Here is a 17,633-nt window from a genome sequence, read left to right as displayed (position 1 = left end):
GACGATTTTAATGATTTATCATATTTCCGGCGTAAGCTGGATCAATATATAGCCTGAAAGTATAAGAAAATAGTATATACCCGTCATACTTCAGGTCGCCTGCGTACTGGTCATCCTTCTGCATATTCCCTGGCCCTGCGCCTGTGCTGCCAGCGCAAGCGCTGTTTAAAACCATTCTGCAGCGTAAATGATTTTGCGTATTCTTTCGCAGCCCGTAGATTCATCAAGACGCTCTGAACAACGCCAGCAGGGTGGCCACCTGTTCATCAATAGGCGTTAAATCACGTTTGACAATCAGATGCAGCGGTGTTGCCCGCCGTGCGCCGTGGCCCAGCGGCAGTACCTTCAGAATTCCTTGTTTAAGTTGCGGGCGAATACGCTCTTCCGGTAGCCAGCCGAAACCAACCTGATACAGCACCGCATCAATGGCGGCATCGATGGTGGAAAATGTCCAGGCGTCACGGGGGGCCTGCCGATCGTTGCTACGATCGGTAATGCGTACCAGCGGCCAGAGGGCCAGCGTGTTATCGTCCAGCGGCCCATCGAATGCGGCTAGCGGATGATCGCGATGAGCGACGGCGACAAAATCAATGTTCATCAACCATTCACCGCGACCGGTAATATCCTGGCGGCGGGTCAGGACCATCACATCGGCCTCGGTGCGGGCCGGATGCTCCTGCTCAACATTTTCCAGGACTTCAGTCAGCCTGACCTGGGTTTGCGGATAGCGTTGTTGAAACTGACGCAGAATAGCGAACAGCCGTTCGCGAGGAAAAATACTGTCAACGACCAGATCCAGCCGGGTTCGCGCACCGTCGCGTAGTGTGGCGGCATGCGTTTCAACATAAGCGAAGGCCTGTAATAATGGCTTAACCTGGGTGAGCAACTGCTCACCCGCCGGGGTCAGCACCGCACGGCGGCCCGATGGCGTGAGAAGCGGAACGCCCAGACGCGCCTGCAATAGCGCGAGATTATAGCTGACCGATGACTGGCTGCGGTGGGTCTCTTCCGCCGCTTTCGCAAAGCTACCCAGCTCGACAACTTTTTCCAGTAGCGCCCATTGTTCAAGGGTGGTCTTATGCATAACTCATCTAAAAAGTGGTTTAATTTAATTCAAACATAGCGTTATTTATTCATTTTTTAAAGCAGTATGCTGGTTCTCACCCAATAGAGGAGAACAGATTATGCGTACTTTCGATAAACATGACCTGAGTGGATTTATCGGTAAACATCTGGTTTATACCTACGATAATGGCTGGAACTACGAGATTTACGTTAAAAACGGCACAACGCTGGATTACCGTATTCATAGCGGTATCGTGGCTAACCGTTGGGTGAAAGATCAGCAGGCCTGGATTGTTCGCGTCGGTGAAAGCATCTATAAAATTTCCTGGACCGAGCCGACGGGTACCGATGTGAGCCTGATCGTTAACCTTGGCGACAAACTGTTCCATGGCACCATTTTTTTCCCACGCTGGGTGATCAATAACCCGGAAAAAACCGTCTGCTTCCAGAACGATCATATTCCCCTGATGGTCTCTTACCGTGAAGCGGGTCCGGCTTACCCGACAGAAGTTATTGATGAGTTTGCGACTATTACCTTTGTTCGTGATTGCGGTGAAGATAATAACGAGGTGATTAATTGCCCGGCTAACGAATTACCGGATAACTTTCCTGGCAATCTGTAATAATTTCGAAATATTTTTCAGCTAACACCGGAACGTTTATATTTAGTAAGCAACGTTTAAAAGTGGATTTATTAGAGTCTGGTTTAATATCTGTTTACTTTCCGCCAATACGTTTCTGTCGGTTTTTCATCCGACAGAAACGTTCCTGCTTCTGAAACACCGCCAGAAAAATCTCTATTTCATTGATTTTTAATATTAATGAAATTTCTCCCTCGTCAATGTTCATGTCTTAATCTTATTTTAAGAAAACCAGGCTAAATTTAAGGATATCTGAATGTCCGGCAAAAAAATGTATCAGTAAACTGATTTTGATTTCATTTTCATTTTGTTTAAGTCAGCTGGCGCAGGATATTTGCTGGAATTCCCTATTTCCTTTGAATTATTTACAGAACAGGAAAATGATGAGCGACTTTTTGCCGTTTTCGCGCCCGTCGATGGGCGACGCAGAGCTGGCTGCGCTGCGTGAAGTTTTGCAATCGGGCTGGATCACCACTGGACCGAAAAATTATGCGCTGGAAGAGGCGTTTTGCACGTTAACCGGCAACCGTCACGCTATCGCCGTCAGTTCGGCGACCGGCGGCATGCACGTCACGCTCATGGCGCTGGGTATCGGGGCGGGCGATGAAGTGATTACTCCTTCACAAACCTGGGTCTCGACGCTGAATATGATCTGCCTGCTGGGGGCGACGCCGGTGATGATCGATGTCGATCCCGATACCCTGATGATCACGCCAGAGGCGGTTGCGGCGGCGATCACGCCGCGAACCAAAGCGATTATTCCCGTGCATTATGCGGGCGCACCGGCGGATATTGATGCGATTCGCGCGATTGGTGAACGTCACGCTATTCCGGTGATTGAAGATGCCGCCCACGCGGCGGGAGCGTATTACAAGGGCCGCCATGTCGGCTGGCGAGGCACCGCAATCTTCTCATTCCACGCCATCAAAAATATGACCTGCGCCGAGGGCGGCCTGGTGGTGACCGATGATGACGAACTGGCTGCGCGCATCCGTAGCCTGAAGTTCCACGGACTCGGCGTAGACACCTGGGATCGACAGACTCAGGGCCGCGCCCCGCAGGCGGAGGTCATCACGCCGGGCTTTAAATACAATCTTGCTGATATCAATGCGGCGCTGGCGCTGGTGCAACTGGAGAAGCTTGCCCATGCTAACCAGCGTCGCGGCGAAATTGCCCAACGCTATCTGGACGAACTGGCGGATACGCCGTTCAGGCCGCTCACGGCGCCATCATGGGCCCATCAACACGCCTGGCATCTGTTTATTATCCGCGTCGATGAAACCGCCTGCGGCATCAGCCGCGATGTCCTGATGGAAAAATTGAAAACCATGGGGATTGGCACCGGTCTGCACTTCCGCGCGGCGCACACGCAAAAGTATTACCGCGAGCGTTTCCCCGATGTTTCATTGCCGCATACGGAATGGAACAGCGCGCGTATTTGTTCTCTTCCGTTGTTCCCGGACATGACCGATGACGATGTCACTCGGGTGATTTCCGCGCTACGCCAGCTGTCAGGATGTTGATATGTTTAGCTATCCTCCCGTGAAAAAAGTGTCGATCGTTATTCCGGTTTATAACGAACAGGAGAGCCTGCCGGCACTTATCCACCGTACCGACACCGCCTGTGCGACGCTCGGACGTCAATATGAAATTCTGCTGGTCGATGACGGCAGTAGCGATGATTCGGCACGGATACTGACCGAAGCCGCTGAGGCTGAAGGTAGCCACGTGGTGGCGGTGCTGCTGAATCGCAACTACGGCCAGCATTCGGCGATTATGGCCGGTTTTAGTCATGTCACCGGCGACCTGATTATTACCCTTGATGCCGACCTGCAAAATCCGCCGGAAGAGATCCCGCGGCTGGTGGAGAAGGCCGATGAGGGTTATGACGTGGTGGGTACCGTACGTCAGAACCGTCAGGATACCTGGTTTCGTCGAAGCGCCTCGAAGATGATCAATCGCCTGATTCAGCGCACCACCGGAAAAGCGATGGGCGACTACGGCTGCATGCTGCGCGCCTATCGCCGCCATATTATCGACGCGATGCTCAACTGCCATGAACGCAGTACCTTTATCCCGATTCTGGCGAACACCTTTGCCCGCCGTGCGGTGGAAATCCCGGTGATCCACGCCGAGCGCGAATTCGGCGATTCCAAATACAGCTTTATGCGCCTGATTAACCTGATGTATGACCTGGTGACCTGCCTGACCACCACGCCGTTGCGTCTGCTGAGTCTCTTCGGCAGCGTCATTGCGCTGTTGGGCTTCGCCTTTGCTCTTTTGCTGGTGGTGCTGCGCCTGATGTTGGGGCCGCAGTGGGCGGCAGAAGGGGTGTTTATGCTGTTCGCGGTGCTGTTCATGTTTATCGGCGCCCAGTTTGTGGGTATGGGGCTGCTCGGCGAGTATATCGGTCGTATTTATAACGATGTTCGCGCGCGCCCCCGCTATTTTATTCAACGTGTTGTTCGCCAGCCGGAAACGGCATCTCAAGAGGAAGATCGTTCATGAAAGCCGTAGTCTTCGCTTATCACGATATGGGTTGTGCAGGTATTCAGTCTCTGTTGGATGCCGGGTATGACATCGTCGCTATCTTTACCCATCCGGATAATCCTGGCGAAAACCCTTTCTTTGGCTCCGTGGCGCGTCTCGCCGCTGAGCAGGGCATTCCGGTATGGGCGCCGGATGATGTGAATCACCCGCTGTGGATCGAACGTATCCGCGAAATGAAGCCGGATGTGTTGTTCTCGTTCTACTACCGCAACCTGCTATGCAATGACATTCTCAATCTCGCGCCGCAGGGCGCGTTCAACCTCCACGGTTCGCTGTTGCCGAAATACCGTGGTCGTGCGCCGCTGAACTGGGTGCTGGTGAATGGCGAAAGCGAAACCGGCGTGACGCTGCACCGTATGATTGGCCGCGCAGATGCCGGGAATATCGTGGCGCAGAAAAAGGTGGCTATTGGCGCGGATGATGTGGCGCTGACGCTGCATCGCAAACTCTGTGCCGCGGCGGCGGATCTCCTGGGCAAGGCGCTACCGGCAATCCGCGAAGGCAAAACCGAAGAGCGTGTGCAGGATGAGCGTCAGGCGACGTACGTCGGGCGCCGTACGCCGGAAGATGGCCGTCTTGACTGGCAGCAATCCGCCCAGACGTTGCATAACCTGGTGCGCGCGGTTTCCGATCCGTGGCCGGGGGCGTTCGGCTATGCCGGGGCGAACAAATTTATCGTCTGGAAGTCCCGTGTGCGCCACGATCTGGCTGCAGCTAAACCGGGCACGGTGATCTCCGTTGCGCCGCTGATCGTCGCGTGTCTGGACGGGGCGCTGGAAATCGTCACCGGGCAGACCGGGCGTGGCGTCTATATGCAAGGTACGCAACTGGCGCAGGCGCTGGGACTTGTGGCTGGCGCGGTGCTGAGCAGTAAACCTGTCGTGGCGATTAAGCGCCGTACCCGCGTGCTGATCCTCGGGGTGAACGGGTTTATCGGTAATCACCTGACCGAGCGCCTGCTCGCCGACGACAACTATGAGATTTACGGTCTGGATATTGGCTCTGACGCTATCGGCCGCTTTCTTGCTAATCCGCGTTTCCACTTTGTTGAAGGGGATATCAGCATCCACTCGGAGTGGATTGAGTATCACATTAAGAAGTGTGATGTGGTGCTGCCGCTGGTGGCGATTGCCACGCCGATCGAGTACACCCGTAACCCGCTGCGCGTGTTTGAGCTGGATTTCGAAGAGAACCTGAAAATTATCCGCGACTGCGTGAAATACGATAAACGCATTATCTTCCCGTCGACCTCTGAAGTGTACGGTATGTGTACCGATAACAACTTCGATGAGGATACTTCCAGTCTGGTGGTCGGGCCGATCAACAAACAGCGCTGGATCTACTCGGTCTCCAAGCAACTGCTGGACCGCGTGATCTGGGCATATGGCGATAAAACCGGCCTGAAGTTTACTCTGTTCCGCCCGTTCAACTGGATGGGGCCGCGTCTCGATAACCTCAACGCCGCGCGTATTGGCAGTTCTCGCGCCATCACCCAACTGATCCTGAATCTGGTGGAGGGTTCACCAATTAAATTGATTGAGGGCGGGAAGCAGAAGCGCTGCTTTACTGATATCAGCGACGGTATCGAAGCGCTGTTCCGGATTATCGAGAATAAAGACGGGCGTTGCGACGGGCAGATTATCAATATCGGCAATCCGGATAACGAAGCCAGCATCAAAGAACTGGCGGAAATGTTGCTGGCCTGTTTTGAACGCCATCCGTTGCGCGACCGTTTCCCGCCGTTCGCCGGTTTTCGCGAAGTGGAAAGTAGCGATTACTACGGTAAAGGTTATCAGGACGTCGAGCATCGTAAGCCGAGTATTAACAACGCTAAGCGCTGCCTGAACTGGGTACCGACGGTGGCAATGGAAGAGACCGTTGAGCGTACCCTCGACTTTTTCCTGCGTACGGTTGAACTGACGGACGACGGTAAATGATGAAACAGGTCGGCTTACGCATTGATGTTGATACCTTTCGCGGTACGCGGGACGGGGTCCCGCGTCTGCTGACACTGTTGGGTCGGCACGGGATTCAGGCGAGCTTCTTTTTTAGCGTTGGGCCAGACAATATGGGGCGTCATTTATGGCGCCTGGTAAAACCGAAGTTTCTATGGAAGATGCTGCGCTCGAAGGCTGCTTCGCTGTATGGCTGGGATATTTTACTGGCCGGAACCGCCTGGCCGGGGCGGAGGATCGGCGCGGGGAATGAAGAGATTATCCGCGCCGCCGCACAGGCGCATGAAGTTGGCCTGCATGCCTGGGATCACTACAGCTGGCAGACGTGGAGCGGTATCTGGCCGCCGGAACGGCTGACGCTGGAGGTGGATCGCGGGCTGCTGGAGCTGGAGCGGATTATTGGTCGCCCGGTAACCTGTTCCGCCGTCGCTGGTTGGCGAGCCGATCAGCGGGTGATCGAGGCTAAAGAAACGTTCGATTTTCTCTATAACAGCGACTGTCGGGGAAGGGCCCCATTTTTGCCGCAACTCGGCAGCGGCATGCCGGGAACCGTGCAGATCCCGGTGACCTTACCCACCTGGGATGAAGCGGTGGGTCGTGTGGTGGATAACGCAGGTTTCAACCGTTACCTGTTGGATTGCGTTCATCGCGATACCGGGACGCCTGTTTATACCATTCACGCAGAAGTTGAAGGGATTGCCTGTGCCGAACAGTTCGATGAACTGTTGACCATGGCCGCACAGGAAGAGATCCGGTTTTGCCCGTTAAGCCAGTTGTTGCCTGCCGATTTGCGCACGCTGCCACAGGGTAAGGTGGTGCGTGGTGAACTGGCTGGCCGGGAAGGCTGGCTTGGATGTGAACAATGACTGAATTCGGTTATTCAATGAAAAGCATTCGCTATAGCATCTCTTTGGCTGCTCTTTTTGTGATCTACTATTTACTGCCACTCAATTTCCGTTTGCTGTGGCAGCCGGATGAAACCCGCTATGCGGAGATTAGTCGCGAAATGCTGGCGAGCGGCGACTGGCTGGTGCCACATTTCCTTGGGTTGCGTTATTTTGAAAAGCCGATTGCCGGATACTGGGTTAACAGTATCAGCCAGTGGCTGTTCGGTCATAACAACTTTGCGGTGCGGTTCGGGGCGGTCTTCTCCATCTCCGCCACCGCCCTGCTGGTGGCCTGGCTGGCGTGGCGGCTCTTTCGCGATAAACGCCTCGCGATCCTGTCACCGGTCATATTCCTGACCGCGCTGCTGGTCTACGGTATCGGCACCTATGCGGTGCTGGATCCGATGATCACCATGTGGATGGCGCTGGCGATGTGCAGTTTCTGGGGAGCGGCGCAGGCGCAAAGCCACCGCGGCAAAATCCTCGGCTACGTCTTGCTGGGTGTTGCCTGCGGTATGGGAGTCATGACCAAAGGCTTCCTCGCGCTGGCAGTGCCGGTCATCGGGGTGTTGCCATGGGTGATGGCGGGCAAACGCTGGCGCGAAGTGCTGACGTATGGCTGGCTGGCGGTAGGGGTTTGCGTGCTGATCGTCCTGCCGTGGGGGCTGGCTATCGCCAGGCGTGAGCCGGACTTCTGGCGCTACTTCTTCTGGGTTGAGCATATCCAGCGTTTTGCCGAAAAAGACGCCCAGCATAAAGCGCCGTTCTGGTACTACATTCCGTTTCTGCTTGCCGGTAGCCTGCCGTGGCTGGCGCTGTTGCCGGGGGCGTTGAAGCGCGGCTGGACCGAACGCGAGGCATCGCGCGGGGCGCTCTATTTGTTGGGATGGGTGGTGATGCCGTTTCTGTTCTTCAGCATTGCTAAGGGTAAACTCCCGACCTACATCCTGCCATGTTTCGCGCCGTTATCGATTCTGATGGCGCGTTATGCGCTGGATGCCGCGAAATCAGGGGCAAGGGTGTTGAAAATCAACGGCATGATCAACCTTGCCTTCGGCCTGATGGGGCTGGTCGCCGTACTGGTGGTCTCGCCATGGGGCTTTATGCACAGGTCGCTATGGCGCCATATTGAGCTGTATAAGTGCCTGCTGGCGGCGCTGATATTCGTCTTCTGGGCGCTGATGGGCTGGCTGGCGATAAAAGACACTGCCCGGCGCTGGACGCTCGCCGCCTGCTGCCCGCTGGCGCTGGCGTTGTTGATAGGTTTCGCTATTCCCGATCGGATTATCGACAGTAAGCAGCCGCAGTTTATGGCGGATATCGTCAGAGACTCGCTGACGCCAAGCCGTTATGTGCTGAGCAACAACGTGGGGATAGCCGCGGGTTTAGCGTGGGAGCTAAAGCGTAGCGATATCATCCTGTATGACAAGCAGGGTGAGCTGCAGTACGGGCTGGCCTGGCCGGATGCGCAGGGCCGCTATGTGAGCCAGCGTGACTTTACCCGCTGGCTGGCCGCGCATCGCCAGCAGGGGCCCGTTTCGCTGGTTCTGCTGATGGATAAAGGGGAGAGTATGGGCGATTTACCGCTACCGAAACCGGACAACTTTTATGTGCTGGGGCGGATGGTGTTTATCCAGTACCTGCCGCAATGAGCGTCTGGATCTGTCTGGTTTTCGCCAGCCTGCTGAGCTGCGCCGGACAACTGTGCCAGAAACAGGCAACCCGCCCGTCTAAATCCGGGCGGCGCGGGCATCATATTTTCGGCTGGCTGGGGTTAGCGCTGCTCTCTCTGGGCGGCAGCATGCTGTTATGGCTGAGTGTGTTGCAGTCGATCCCGGTCAGCATTGCCTACCCCATGCTGAGCCTCAATTTTGTCTGGGTGACGTTTGCCGCATGGGGGATCTGGCACGAGCCGGTCGCGCGGCGCCACTGGTTTGGCGTGGGGCTGATCGTCATCGGGATCGTTATTCTGGGGAGCGGCGTCTGATGGGGTTAATCTGGGCGTTATTCAGCGTCGGTCTGGCGAGCGGCGCGCAGCTACTGCTGCGTAGCGCGATGATCGAGCTACCTCCGCTGACGGATTTACTCACCTTCCTCAGTCACCTGCTGCATCTGCGGGCGGGCGCTTTTAGCCTGTTGCTCGGCCTTATGGGATATCTGTTGTCAATGGTGTGCTGGTATTTTGCCCTGCAACAATTGCCGCTGGCCAAAGCCTACGCGTTGCTAAGCCTGAGCTACATTCTGGTATGGGCCGCCGCGATTTGGCTCCCCGGCTGGCATGAGCCTTTCCACTGGCAATCACTGCTGGGCGTGTTGTTGATTGTCGCCGGGGTGCTGACTATTTTCTGGCCAGTGAAACGGCGGGGGTAATCTGTTTGATATTGTCGGTGGTTAAAAGAAATGGCGTTGGCGTGCAGACCGCAAGGCTGAGTGAGCCTATCTGAATCTGACTGAGCGACAGCGCGGAGGGCTGCGCGCTGTCGATGCCGCTTATCTGCCAGGCACTGCCGCCACGCTGTTTGAGAATAGCTTCTTTGCGCGTCCAGATTCGCCAGAAGGCCGCCAGTTGTCCTTCTGGCTGTTCGGTCTCTATCTCTGCCTGTTCACCTGCGCTAAAAATTGTATCGGCCAGCGCACGCCAGTTATTGCGTGGTCGCACCACTTCAATATCGCAACCCACTTCTCCTTCGTCACTTAACAGCAGAGCGATATTATCGCCGCTGTGGCTGAGGTTGAACCAAAGCGGCGTTGTAGCGGCGAAGGCGGGTTTGCCGTGCTCTCCATAGATCATTTCCGGCAGCGGTGACAGGAAGTGGGAAAGCAGCATGCGACCAGCCAGCCAGCGCGCGCGGCGAGCGCCCTGCGGCGCCTGTGCGTACAGTGGCGACGGCAGCGCGCCTGTGCTCAGTGTCGAAACTTTTCCCAGAACAATCCGGTACATATCAGGGCCAACGTTTAATAATGATAGAAGTATTGATGCCGCCAAACGCAAAGTTGTTGCTTTGCAAAAATTCACAATCAATCTTGCGGGCTTCACCCATGATGTAATCCAGCGCGCCACATTGGGTATCCGGCTGACTCAAGTTTAGCGTAGGTGCAAACCAACCTTCACGCATCATTTGCAGACTCATCCAGGCTTCCAGTGCCCCGCAGGCGCCAAGGGTATGCCCAAAGTAGCTTTTTAGCGAGGAGATCGGCACATTATCGCTATAAATTGCGGCCGTTGCCTGACTTTCTGCGATATCGCCCCGATCGGTCGCCGTGCCGTGGGCGGAAATGTACCCTATATCCCGTGCGCTTAAGCCTGCTATTTTCAGCGATTGTTCCATGCAAATCTGCATGGTTTCACGCTGTGGCTGGGTGATATGCGCGGCGTCGCAGTTAGTGGCAAAGCCGATGATTTCGCCGTAAATGGTCGCCCCTCGGGCTTTGGCATGTTCCAGTTCTTCGAGAATCAGCGTCCCTGCGCCTTCGCCAATCACCAGGCCGTCGCGCTTTTCATCGAACGGCGAAGGCGTCGTTTTCGGTTCGTCATTGCGCTGGCTGGTGGCGAACAGCGTGTCAAAAACCGCCGCTTCAGACGGGCATAACTCTTCTGCGCCGCCGGCGACCATCACCGTCTGGTAGCCGTGACGAATCGCTTCCCAGGCATAACCAATCGCCTGACTGCCGGAGGTGCAGGCGCTGGACGTCGGGATCACGCGACCCCGCAGGCCAAAGAACAGCCCGGTATTGACGGCGGTGGTGTGCGGCATCATCTGCACGTAAGTGGTGCCGGTGATGTTGTTGGTGTGTTTTTCCGTCAGCATGGTGGCGAATTCGCTCACCGGGCCGGTACTGCCGGTAGAAGAACCATAGGCAATTCCGGTTTCGCCGTTAGTCAGCACCGTATCGTCGATAAGCCCAGCCTGCTCCAGCGCCAGTTCGGTGGCGCGGGTGGACATGAGCGACACGCGGCCCATCGCCCGAATACGCTTGCGGGTATAGTGTGCCGGTAGGGTGAAATCATCGACTGGCGCGCCAAGTAGCGTATGCAGTCCGTCATAAACCTGCCATTCCGGCATCTGGCGCACGGCGTTTTCGTAAGCTTTCAGTCTGGTGGAAACGTCCTGCCAGTTCTCGCCAAACGCGGTGACGCCGCCCATGCCTGTAATCACAACGCGACGCGTCATAACATCCCTCCATTGATGGATATGACCTGGCGGGTAACGTAACCCGCAATATCCGACATTAAATAACTGGCCAGCCCTGCTACTTCATCTGCCTGGCCCATACGTTTCATTGGGATGATGGACATCGCCTCTTTCAGCGCGGCCTCTTCCATTGCGATCATGCCGGTGTCAATCAGCCCCGGCGCGATGCAGTTGACGGTGATTTTACGTTTTGCCAGCTCAATCGCCAGCGCTTTTGTCGCACCGATAATGCCCGCTTTTGCGGCGCTGTAGTTAACCTGACCACGGTTGCCCATCACGCCGGAAACGGATGACAGGGTAATGATCCGTCCACCCTGACGTGCGCTAATCATCGGCATGATGCACGGCTGAATCACATTGTAAAAGCTGTCGAGATTGGTGTGGATCACGGCATCCCAGTCGTCGTCGCTCAGCGCCGGAAAGGCGGCGTCGCGGGTGATCCCGGCGTTGCTGACCACGCCATACCACGGGCCATGCGCGTCGATATCCTGCTCCAGCACCTCGCGGCACTGCTCGCGACTGGCGACGTCAAAACTGAGCAGACGGCCTGCGCCGCCGACGGCGAGAATGGCGTCCAGCGTTTCTTGCGCGCCCTGCGCGTCACGGTGATAGTGAACCCCGACAACAAAGCCGTCAGCCGCCAGTTGACGGGCGATGGCGCGACCGATGCCTTTGCTGGCCCCGGTAACCAGAACGGAACGACTCATGTTGCAGCTCCCTGTTGAAATAGCGTGGTGAGTTCTTCCTGCGTGGGCTGGAACGTATTTACGCGGCCTGTCGCCAGCGTGTTATCCCCCACGTCGATTGTGCATTCAAAGCTGCCGAAACGCTCATCCTGCATGAGTAATGTGGCTCTGATGGTCAGCGTTTCCCCGGCGGGGAGGGCGCCTGCGGCGCAGACGAGTTCACGCGCGCCGAGCACCATGCCCAAAGAGATGGCGCTCTGACCCTGTTGATGACGATGCCAGCCTGACCAGACGCCGACGGTTTGCGCCATCAGTTCCAGCGCGAACCAGCCGGGCAGATTGCCCTGCGGGTCAAGAAACGGGGCCAGCACGCCGCCTGGCGCTACGGTGACGCGGCAGGCGGCGGACTCGTCCGTGACGCACTCGACGTCTTCGAGCAGCAACATGGGGGCGTCATGCGGCAGATACTCGCCGGGTGATAAATAGCGACTCATAAAACCCTCCCGAGCAGAATGCTGGCGTTGTTGCCGCCAAAGGCGAACGAGTTAGATAAGATCACCGGGCGTTCAAGCGCGCGCGGTTGTTCGATGATGCCGCAGCGCGGCAACGCCGGGTCACGCGGCGAATCGCTGAAATCCTGCGGCGGCAGCGGCAAGTCGCGTTGCAGAATCAACATGCTGAGGGCGGCTTCGGTGATTCCCGCTGCGCCCAGTGTGTGCCCGGTCAGATGTTTGGTGGAGCTACAGGGCACATTCTCGCCAAACAGTTCACTCACGACTTTCGATTCGATCTGGTCGTTGAGCGGCGTGGCGGTGCCGTGCAGGTTGATATAACCCACCTGCGTCGGCGTGATGCCTGCGTCATTGAGCGCCTGGGTAATCGCGCGAATCGCGCCTTCACCTTGCGGATGCGGCGCGGAAATATGGTACGCGTCGCTGGACTCGCCGACGCCCAGCAGCGCGACAGGCTGTGGTTCGCGGGTCAGCAGTATCAGCGCGGCCCCTTCGCCGATGGTAATGCCGCTGCGATCCCGGCCGAACGGCAGGCATCGCGTTGGAGAGAGCGACTCCAGGCTGTGGAAGCCGTTAATCGGCATCCGGCTTAAGGTGTCCGCGCCGCCGACAATCGCCACGTCCGCCAGACCAGCTTCGATCAGTCGGCGTCCGCTGATGATCGCTCTGGCGCTGGAGGAACAGGCGGTGGAAAGGGTAAACGCCGGGCCATCAAGCGCCAGCCAGTGGCTGAGAAAGCGCGACGGGTCGCCCAGCTCCTGCTGCGGGTACTGCCAGGAGAGGCTTTCCTGGCCGTTTAGCGTCAGGTTGACATGGGCATCACCTTCGTCGAGGCCGGAGGTGCTGGTGCCGAGCACCACGGCGACGCGATCGCGGCCATACTGCGCGATGGCTTCATCCACCCGGGGCTGGATCTGCGCGAGCGCGGCCAGCAGCAGCTGATTGTTGCGCGAACGGTGAGCGGCAAAGTCATCGGGGATGGCGGGCAGTTCGCCGTCAACACCGGCGAGCACCGCCTGTGGATGCCCCTGTAGCCAGCCGGAGCGAGGGCGCATGCCAGGCGCCACGCCGCGCGTCAGGTTCGTGGCGATCTCATCCGTATCGTTGCCCAGCGCGTTGATCATACCGACCGCAGAAATATAGATCATATCAGTCACCCAGATATTGAATGGTGATGTGGTATTTGAACACATGCTGCTCAATGCTGATCGGCTCGCGTTTGCCTTTGCGGTTCAGATAGATAATTTCCGTCACCAGCTTACCGCTGGCATTGCGCAGCTCGCGTTTGTCGCCGTTGTCGGTGAGCGTCCAGCCCGTCGGCAACTGCGGCTGCCAGGCGCTAATCGGCCAGTGGCTGAGCATCACGTCGGCCAGAACCTGGCTGGCGGGCGGTAGCTGCGGCACCACGATGGACTGCTCGGTGTGCAGCCCTTTCTCATCATAGGTGACAAGGAACAGGCGGATGCCAACCGACGACAGTCCGGCAAGGGTGATTTTTTGCTCGTCGGCATTGAGCATCACCAGCAGCGACTGGGTTTTGCCGTTAAAGCTGCCGGTGAGCAGTTGTTGCGAACTGACCGCCGGAGAGATGCCCGGCGCAGGCAGCGTGACGCGCGCGCCGGGTTCCAGCCACGCCTGCGGGCGGCCTTCCGGCGCTTTCTGCGAGTGGCTGCATCCGGTCAGAATGAGCGCTGCGGTCATCAGCAGAAACAGCCGGATGGCACTACGCTTATCCGGCCTGCGGTTTGTGCGCTGGCGTAGGCCGGATAAGGCAAAGCCGCCATCCGGCAAAAGGTGTCTCAACCAGCGCGCTGTTTGTTTGATCATCTTCTTTTTTTCTCTTTTTTACCGGGCATTGCCAGAGGCGATAACAGAAATGCGGTGAAAATCCCGCTGACCAGTACGATACCGAAACTGCTGATGGCCTGGGTGGCGCTAAAGACCAGCATGCCGAGGGTCAGCAGCGTGGTCATCATCGCCAGCGTAATCGCCAGCAGCGAGGTCAGCGGCGTTCCGCGTGGGTTGCTGAAAAACAGCGTATAGTTGATGCCAATCCCCAGCACCAGCACCAGCGCTAATAGCGAGAACAGATTGACCGCATGGCCGCTCAATGTCAGTGCCGCCAGACCGCAGCCCAGCGACAGCACTGACGGCACCAGGCTTACCAGCCCTTTGCGCCAGCCAAGCCTGATCATCGCGCCGCAGGCAATGACCGCCAGCGCCACAAACAGCAGTCCCGTCAGCACATTGCGATAGAGGGCGAACAGCGTGTCGAAGGTGCTTTTTCGGTCAACCCACGCCACGCCGGAATATTGCGTGGCGAGGGCGTTCAGCGCGGCGCTTCGCTTCACGCCGTCTACCGGCACCAGCACGCCGCTTTCGCCATTTTCCCGCGTCAGCCACAGCAGCCGCCAGCCTTCGCTGGCCGGGCTGGCAAGCCAGGCGTCCACCGTTACCGGCATGGCGTTCAGATCCGGGTTAACCGTGGAAAGCCCGGCATTCTGTAGCGCGCGGCTCACCGCCGGAGCGGCGTTTTTCAGTAGCTTCAGATCCTGCTGCTGACGGGCGAGCGAGTTGATCGGAAGCGTGCGATAGCCGTTGAGCAGCCCGTCACGTTTTGCCTGTTCCAGCGCAGGGGTAAAGGCTTCCAGCCGCTCCAGCGTTTGCTGTGCGGACTGACCGTAAACCACAAACCATTTCTGATCGACGCTCTGCCCGGTCAGGGCGGTGATCGCTTTTTCCTGCGCCAGAATCTGCTGCGGCAGCGCCTGTAGCTGTGAAATATCGTCATCCACATGCAGCGTTGCGATGCCCGCCAGCGAGAAGATCGCCAGCGCCACCGGCAGGCCGATGGACAGTTTTTTATTGCGCCGCCACGCCGCCAGCCAGCGCAACATCAGCACCATTGCCGGAACGGGGCGCACAGGCAGCCCGCGACACAGCCACGGATGCCAGAAAATGACCGTCAGGCAGGAGGCGCTTAATCCCACGGCGGCAAATACCGCCATCTGGCGAATGCCGGGGAAAGGGGCGAGCATCATGATCAGATACGCCGCGACGGTGGTCAGCAGCGCCAGCAGCAGGGCGTTGCGCACTTTGGCGAGGCTCTGCCACGGCGACGCGTCGTTGCCGTGCACCATGCGCTCGGTCAGGTAATAAAGCGTATAGTCGGCCGAAATACCGATGATGCTCATGCTCATCACCAGCGTCATCAGATGCAGCTCGCCGAAAATCAGCAGGGTGACGACGGTTCCGGCCAGCGCGCCGACGCCAATCGATATCAGGCACAGCAGCAGCGGGCGCAGCGAGCGAAAGACCGCCACGATCAGCAGAATCACGCCCAGAACCGTCGCCACGCCAAGGGTGGAGATATCCTGTTTCGCCTGCTGGCTGGCGTAATCACTGTAAAAAACCGTACCGCGCGACAGCAGCTGCGCCTGCGGATAACGCGTTTTTAGTTCACCTTCCAGCGCGCTGAGCGTGGTGACGAGCTGGTGCGTTTGCTGCATATCAAACGACGAACCGGCCAGCTCGCCGTGCAGCAGATACCAGTAGTGCCCCTGCTCATCCTGAGTGACCAGCCAGCCGTCCATCAGCCGCAGACGCTGGCCGTTTTTCGCCATCGCCAGCTGCGAACCGCGCATCAGCATCAGCGGATCGTTTTGCAGCTCTTTACCGCTCACCCCGGAGAAGGCGGAATACAGCTGAGACAGAATCCACTGCGCCTGCGCGTCGCCGCCGTTTTGCAGACGAGCGCGGGTGGCCTCATCGATCAGGCCGTTGCGATGCTGCCAGAAAAAGGCGCCCCATGCCTGCTGGCTGTCGGCGTCCATCGGGCCTTTGACGTCCGCCAGCGCGTGGGATTTTTGCAACAGCGCGAGCCAGTCGCGCGCCACCTGCGGATCGGCCTGTTTACCCGGGCTTACCAGCCAGACCAGCTGTTGGTCGAGGCGCTGCATGAAACCGTCGTTCAGGCCAGGCGGAATATTCCCTAAAGCCTGTTTTGGCAGCATTGCCAGCACGCTGCTGTTCAGCCGTGACTGGGGCAGCAGCGTCAGCAATGCGCCCAACATAATCAGGCAGGCGACACCCCATAGCAGCGCGAGGCTTTTACGGCTATTGCGCGGTAAAACGTTGGCGTTCGTCATCGGTCAGTTGAGCGGGCGTCAGTTGGTGTTGAGTGAGTGCGATATCCGTGCGATCGCCTTGTTTATCATTCAGTTGGATTGACTCCAGATACGTTTGTCCGGCCAGGTCAATCGTGGCGAAAATCTTGTCCAGCGGCGTGGTGATCGGCGTCAGTCGCAGCGTCCAGCGTCCCTCGCCTTTATCGGCGAAATCGACGCGGAAGTTCTGCTCCAGCACGCTGCGGTCAGCCTGGAACAGCGCGCGCAGCAGGTGATTAAACTGGAACATCTGCGGGTTGTTTTCGGCGGTGATGACCTGCGGCGGCTGGCCGTTGATCACCTGTACCATCCGTTTGTCGTCCAGCAGCAGTTGCATCGGGAACGGGGCGGTTTGATCCCACAGCAGCCCCTGGTCGCGAGCGATCAGCATCCTGCCCTGGGATCGCAGCGGCTGCGGCAGATCCTTAATCGTCCGGGTTTGATCGAAGTGAGCGCGGACAACCGGCTGTTCGGTAAAGCGCTGTTGCAGATCGTCGAGCGTCAGCCCGCTCACGAACGGGCTGATGATCAGCGCCAGCAGCGGCAGGAATCTCATGGCGTTACTCCCATACGTTCAAACAAAATATCCGGGCTGACGAAGCACATCTCGCGGCTTTTCTCTTCTACCGCCACCTGGATGGTGTAACCCGTCGTGGCGCGTTTTCCCGTCTGCGCATCAAAAATTTCGTAGCCGATGCGCAGGCGGTTTTCGTACTCTTCAAGGCGGGCGCGCACCCGAATGCGTTGTTCGAATGTCAGCGCGTTGCGGTACTTCACGCGGGTATCGACCACAGGCCACAGGTAGCCGGACGCTTTCATCTGGCGGTAGCCGTAGTCGAACTGGTTGAGCAGCGCCTCACGGGCAATCTCGAAGTAGCGGAAATAGTTGCCGTGCCACGCAACGCCCATCATATCGACGTCGTGGAACGGAATGGTCAGCTCTACTTCAGCAGTAAAACGGGGATCGTTAAGCACCCT

18 protein-coding genes are annotated in these 17,633 nt (G+C 57.7%); 8 read left to right on the top strand and 10 right to left on the bottom strand.

Features of this window, described 5'->3' with window-relative positions; all coding sequences use genetic code 11:
* Positions 1-223: 223 nt before the first annotated feature.
* The gene (locus tag FE839_RS04105; protein ID WP_138359414.1) at positions 224-1,084 is read right to left on the bottom strand and encodes a LysR family transcriptional regulator; all 861 of its coding nucleotides are present in this window, start codon (positions 1,082-1,084) and stop codon (positions 224-226) included.
* Positions 1,085-1,181: 97 nt separating this feature from the next.
* On the opposite strand from FE839_RS04105, the gene FE839_RS04100 reads away from it, so the two are divergent.
* The 8 genes from FE839_RS04100 (at position 1,182) to arnF (ending at position 9,468) form a co-directional block, all read left to right on the top strand.
* Positions 1,182-1,688, top strand: coding sequence for a phenolic acid decarboxylase (locus tag FE839_RS04100; RefSeq protein ID WP_171034819.1), 507 nt, complete (start codon positions 1,182-1,184; stop codon positions 1,686-1,688).
* A 401-nt stretch (positions 1,689-2,089) separates the two neighbouring features.
* Positions 2,090-3,229: a UDP-4-amino-4-deoxy-L-arabinose aminotransferase gene (gene arnB / locus FE839_RS04095; RefSeq protein ID WP_138359688.1), complete on the top strand. Its 1,140-nt coding sequence runs from the start codon at positions 2,090-2,092 to the stop codon at positions 3,227-3,229.
* Position 3,230: 1 nt separating this feature from the next.
* Complete coding sequence (gene arnC / locus FE839_RS04090) at positions 3,231-4,214, top strand: undecaprenyl-phosphate 4-deoxy-4-formamido-L-arabinose transferase (RefSeq protein ID WP_138359410.1); 984 nt, start codon at positions 3,231-3,233, stop codon at positions 4,212-4,214.
* Complete coding sequence (gene arnA, locus FE839_RS04085) at positions 4,211-6,193, top strand: bifunctional UDP-4-amino-4-deoxy-L-arabinose formyltransferase/UDP-glucuronic acid oxidase ArnA (RefSeq protein WP_138359408.1); 1,983 nt, start codon at positions 4,211-4,213, stop codon at positions 6,191-6,193. The genes arnC and arnA overlap by 4 nt, the downstream gene beginning before the upstream one ends.
* The gene (gene arnD, locus FE839_RS04080; protein WP_138359686.1) at positions 6,193-7,077 is read left to right on the top strand and encodes a 4-deoxy-4-formamido-L-arabinose-phosphoundecaprenol deformylase; all 885 of its coding nucleotides are present in this window, start codon (positions 6,193-6,195) and stop codon (positions 7,075-7,077) included. Before arnA ends, arnD begins: the two co-directional genes overlap by 1 nt.
* 17 nt (positions 7,078-7,094) lie before the next feature.
* A complete protein-coding gene (gene arnT, locus FE839_RS04075; RefSeq protein ID WP_138359684.1) occupies positions 7,095-8,750 on the top strand; it encodes a lipid IV(A) 4-amino-4-deoxy-L-arabinosyltransferase in 1,656 nt (551 codons plus the stop codon).
* Positions 8,747-9,085 carry a 4-amino-4-deoxy-L-arabinose-phosphoundecaprenol flippase subunit ArnE gene (gene arnE / locus FE839_RS04070; protein WP_138359406.1) on the top strand — a complete coding sequence of 113 codons (339 nt, stop codon included), beginning with the start codon at positions 8,747-8,749 and terminating at the stop codon, positions 9,083-9,085. The genes arnT and arnE overlap by 4 nt, the downstream gene beginning before the upstream one ends.
* Entirely contained in the window at positions 9,085-9,468 is a 384-nt protein-coding gene (arnF, locus tag FE839_RS04065) for a 4-amino-4-deoxy-L-arabinose-phosphoundecaprenol flippase subunit ArnF (RefSeq protein ID WP_138359404.1), read from the top strand. The genes arnE and arnF overlap by 1 nt, the downstream gene beginning before the upstream one ends.
* On the opposite strand, the gene acpT is transcribed toward arnF, so the two are convergent.
* The 9 genes from acpT to FE839_RS04020 all read right to left on the bottom strand — a co-directional run bounded on the left by acpT (position 9,437) and on the right by FE839_RS04020 (position 17,630).
* Positions 9,437-10,039: a 4'-phosphopantetheinyl transferase AcpT gene (gene acpT / locus FE839_RS04060; protein ID WP_138359402.1), complete on the bottom strand. Its 603-nt coding sequence runs from the start codon at positions 10,037-10,039 to the stop codon at positions 9,437-9,439. The genes arnF and acpT overlap by 32 nt on opposite strands.
* A gap of 1 nt (position 10,040) precedes the next feature.
* The gene (locus FE839_RS04055; protein WP_130028252.1) at positions 10,041-11,270 is read right to left on the bottom strand and encodes a beta-ketoacyl-ACP synthase; all 1,230 of its coding nucleotides are present in this window, start codon (positions 11,268-11,270) and stop codon (positions 10,041-10,043) included.
* Entirely contained in the window at positions 11,267-11,998 is a 732-nt protein-coding gene (locus FE839_RS04050) for a 3-ketoacyl-ACP reductase FabG2 (protein WP_012135608.1), read from the bottom strand. The genes FE839_RS04055 and FE839_RS04050 overlap by 4 nt, the downstream gene beginning before the upstream one ends.
* Positions 11,995-12,471: a hotdog family protein gene (locus FE839_RS04045; protein ID WP_104868076.1), complete on the bottom strand. Its 477-nt coding sequence runs from the start codon at positions 12,469-12,471 to the stop codon at positions 11,995-11,997. The genes FE839_RS04050 and FE839_RS04045 overlap by 4 nt, the downstream gene beginning before the upstream one ends.
* On the bottom strand, positions 12,468-13,637 hold the full coding sequence (locus FE839_RS04040; protein ID WP_138359400.1) for a beta-ketoacyl-[acyl-carrier-protein] synthase family protein: 1,170 nt from the start codon (positions 13,635-13,637) through the stop codon (positions 12,468-12,470). Before FE839_RS04040 ends, FE839_RS04045 begins: the two co-directional genes overlap by 4 nt.
* Before the next feature lies 1 nt (position 13,638).
* Positions 13,639-14,190 carry a DUF3261 domain-containing protein gene (locus FE839_RS04035; RefSeq protein ID WP_096753934.1) on the bottom strand — a complete coding sequence of 184 codons (552 nt, stop codon included), beginning with the start codon at positions 14,188-14,190 and terminating at the stop codon, positions 13,639-13,641.
* 122 nt (positions 14,191-14,312) lie between these two features.
* Positions 14,313-16,637, bottom strand: coding sequence for an MMPL family transporter (locus FE839_RS04030; RefSeq protein ID WP_138359398.1), 2,325 nt, complete (start codon positions 16,635-16,637; stop codon positions 14,313-14,315).
* Positions 16,606-17,211, bottom strand: coding sequence for a LolA family protein (locus tag FE839_RS04025; protein WP_138359396.1), 606 nt, complete (start codon positions 17,209-17,211; stop codon positions 16,606-16,608). Before FE839_RS04025 ends, FE839_RS04030 begins: the two co-directional genes overlap by 32 nt.
* A complete protein-coding gene (locus tag FE839_RS04020) occupies positions 17,208-17,630 on the bottom strand; it encodes an acyl-CoA thioesterase (protein ID WP_012135602.1) in 423 nt (140 codons plus the stop codon). The genes FE839_RS04025 and FE839_RS04020 overlap by 4 nt, the downstream gene beginning before the upstream one ends.
* Between the last annotated feature and the right edge of the window lie 3 nt (positions 17,631-17,633).

Source organism: Klebsiella indica, assembly GCF_005860775.1.
In the GTDB taxonomy this organism is placed as follows: Bacteria; Pseudomonadota; Gammaproteobacteria; order Enterobacterales; family Enterobacteriaceae; genus Klebsiella; species Klebsiella indica.
Note: the sequence above shows the minus strand (reverse complement) of the source record. Positions and strands in the feature narration are given on the sequence as shown.

Bases quoted from the DNA above. Each gene is read 5' to 3' on its own strand.
- FE839_RS04105 (WP_138359414.1), bottom strand. From the start codon at position 1,084: ATGCATAAGACCACCCTTGAACAATGGGCGCTACTGGAAAAAGTTGTC.
- arnB (WP_138359688.1), top strand. From the start codon at position 2,090: ATGAGCGACTTTTTGCCGTTTTCGCGCCCGTCGATGGGCGACGCAGAG.
- arnC (WP_138359410.1), top strand. From the start codon at position 3,231: ATGTTTAGCTATCCTCCCGTGAAAAAAGTGTCGATCGTTATTCCGGTT.
- arnA (WP_138359408.1), top strand. From the start codon at position 4,211: ATGAAAGCCGTAGTCTTCGCTTATCACGATATGGGTTGTGCAGGTATT.
- arnD (WP_138359686.1), top strand. From the start codon at position 6,193: ATGAAACAGGTCGGCTTACGCATTGATGTTGATACCTTTCGCGGTACG.
- arnT (WP_138359684.1), top strand. From the start codon at position 7,095: ATGAAAAGCATTCGCTATAGCATCTCTTTGGCTGCTCTTTTTGTGATC.
- arnE (WP_138359406.1), top strand. From the start codon at position 8,747: ATGAGCGTCTGGATCTGTCTGGTTTTCGCCAGCCTGCTGAGCTGCGCC.
- arnF (WP_138359404.1), top strand. From the start codon at position 9,085: ATGGGGTTAATCTGGGCGTTATTCAGCGTCGGTCTGGCGAGCGGCGCG.
- acpT (WP_138359402.1), bottom strand. From the start codon at position 10,039: ATGTACCGGATTGTTCTGGGAAAAGTTTCGACACTGAGCACAGGCGCG.
- FE839_RS04055 (WP_130028252.1), bottom strand. From the start codon at position 11,270: ATGACGCGTCGCGTTGTGATTACAGGCATGGGCGGCGTCACCGCGTTT.
- FE839_RS04050 (WP_012135608.1), bottom strand. From the start codon at position 11,998: ATGAGTCGTTCCGTTCTGGTTACCGGGGCCAGCAAAGGCATCGGTCGC.
- FE839_RS04045 (WP_104868076.1), bottom strand. From the start codon at position 12,471: ATGAGTCGCTATTTATCACCCGGCGAGTATCTGCCGCATGACGCCCCC.
- FE839_RS04040 (WP_138359400.1), bottom strand. From the start codon at position 13,637: ATGATCTATATTTCTGCGGTCGGTATGATCAACGCGCTGGGCAACGAT.
- FE839_RS04035 (WP_096753934.1), bottom strand. From the start codon at position 14,190: ATGACCGCAGCGCTCATTCTGACCGGATGCAGCCACTCGCAGAAAGCG.
- FE839_RS04030 (WP_138359398.1), bottom strand. From the start codon at position 16,637: ATGACGAACGCCAACGTTTTACCGCGCAATAGCCGTAAAAGCCTCGCG.
- FE839_RS04025 (WP_138359396.1), bottom strand. From the start codon at position 17,211: ATGAGATTCCTGCCGCTGCTGGCGCTGATCATCAGCCCGTTCGTGAGC.